This window comes from Methanobrevibacter arboriphilus JCM 13429 = DSM 1125 (assembly GCF_002072215.1).
Taxonomy (GTDB): Archaea; Methanobacteriota; Methanobacteria; order Methanobacteriales; family Methanobacteriaceae; genus Methanobinarius; species Methanobinarius arboriphilicus.
Genome location: NZ_JXMW01000035.1, coordinates 1 through 2158, shown reverse-complemented (window position 1 = coordinate 2158; position 2158 = coordinate 1). Strand labels below are relative to the sequence as shown.

1 protein-coding gene is annotated in these 2158 nt (G+C 24.0%); it reads left to right on the top strand.

Annotation, left to right across the window (positions count from 1 at the left end; all coding sequences use genetic code 11):
• The first annotated feature begins 774 nt into the window (after positions 1-774).
• Positions 775-1923, top strand: coding sequence for a DNA primase DnaG (gene dnaG, locus MBBAR_RS09915; RefSeq protein WP_080461180.1), 1149 nt, complete (start codon positions 775-777; stop codon positions 1921-1923).
• Positions 1924-2158: the final 235 nt, after the last annotated feature.

The window sequence follows — 2158 nt, the reverse complement described above, 5'->3', positions numbered from 1 at the left end:
GATTTTAACAAAATATTGATTTTTAAATTGATAAAATGGATAATAAGTTTAAATAAAAATTATAGGAAACTAATCATGGATTAAAACTATTATGTTTAAAATGAATATTATGAAAAATTACTATTATAAAAATTGTAACCTATAAAAGTTATTCAATCTATAAAAGTTATAATATAATTTCAAATAGATAACTTTAAATTGAATATGATTGTTTAATAGGGTTATAGCCAAATAATTATTATAATTATATAATTATTATAATTGGACAATAGTTAATTAATAACTAAATAAGATTAATAGTAGATAAATAATATCTAAAAATATTATAATACTAACAATGTTATAGTACTTAACAATTTTTATATAATATTTATATAATAGGTAAATAATCTTTAGTTGTCTTAAGCTCTTTTTTGCATTATGATTACATTGCATAATGAATATACTGTATTTAATATTTAATTATTATCTAATTATATTCATATTATCAGATTTTAATATAGTTATTAATAATTATATTTAAAAATTTATCTTTATAAATGATTATAGATATTAAATAGAGATATTATTGGATATTAGTAACCGTTATTAAATATTAGGTAGTTCATTTGCAATTTTATTAAATTTACAAGTATAATTTATGCAATAACATTGCCATCTATGAGATGTAGAGATTTAATGATTTATACTGTTATTTTCTACAACTTATTTTTTCATAGATAATTAAATTATCCCTGCAAGTACATTAAGTATCTAATTTAATGGAGGCTTAACATGGGAAAAGGAATTGAAGAACTAACTACAACTAAATATCTTATTCATGCACAAATTAATGCAAATGGAATCGTTGAAAAGCCAGATGTTGTTGGAGCCGTTTTTGGTCAAACTGAAGGTCTTTTAAGCAATGACTTAGACTTGAGAGAACTTCAAAAAACAGGCCGAATTGGAAGGATAAAGGTTATTATTCATTCTAATGGAGGAAGAGCTAAAGGAGAAATTGTTATTCCTTCCAGTTTAGATAGAATTGAAACTGCTATTCTTGCAGCATCTCTTGAAACAATAAACAGGGTTGGACCTTGTGAAGCTCATATTAAAACTATTAAAGTTGAAGATGTTAGAGCTGTTAAACGTGAACAAGTTGTCAATCGTGCAAAAGAAATATATAAGGGTATGATGGAGAAAGTAACTCCTGAAAGCATGAAAATGATTGAAGAAGTTAAGGAAGCTATGAGAATCCATGAAATATCAGAATATGGAGATGAAAAACTTCCTGCTGGACCTAGTATTCATACCTCTGATGCTATTATTGTAGTAGAAGGTCGATCTGATGTTCTTAACTTATTAAAATATGGAATTAAAAATACTGTAGCTGTTGAGGGAGTAAATGTTCCTAATAGTGTAGCTAGTTTAACTAAGAATAAGACTGTCACTGTTTTTGTTGATGGAGATCGTGGTGGAGAATTAATATTAAAAGAACTCATGCAAGTTGGAGAAGTAGATTACGTAACAAGAGCTCCAAAAGGTAAAGAAGTTGAAGAACTTGAAAAAGAAGAGGTTATGATAGCACTTCGTGATAAAGTTCCTGTTGAACAATATTTTGCTAATTCAAAACCAAAAGTTCAAACTCCTAAAGTTGAAGATAAAGTGACTTTAATGAGAAATGTATTAAGAGATTTAGAAGGTACTGGAAGTGCTGAAATATTAGATGATGCATTAAACATTTTGAATGAGGTTAAAGTTGAAAAATTATATGATGAACTTAAAACTGCGAATAAAGATGCTTATGCCGTAATTTTTGATGGTGTTGTAAGTCAAAGATTGGTTGATATTTCTGTTTCAAAAGGAATTAAAAATTTAGTAGCTTTTAAATCAAGTGAGATAGTCAAAAGACCTGATAAGCTTAGAATTATCACTGTTAATTAGTTTAAGATTTTATATTTATTTTTTATATTTTTATACTTATTTTTATATTTTTTATACTTTTTATTTCATATTTTTATACTTATTTTCATATTTTTTATACTTTTTATTTCATATTTTTATACTTATTTTCATATTTTTTATACTTTTTATTTCATATTTTTATACTTATTTTCATATTTTTTATACTTTTTATTTCATATTTTTTTATATTTTTATATTTTTTATACTATTTTTA

Bases quoted from the DNA above. Each gene is read 5' to 3' on its own strand.
- dnaG (WP_080461180.1), top strand. From the start codon at position 775: ATGGGAAAAGGAATTGAAGAACTAACTACAACTAAATATCTTATTCAT.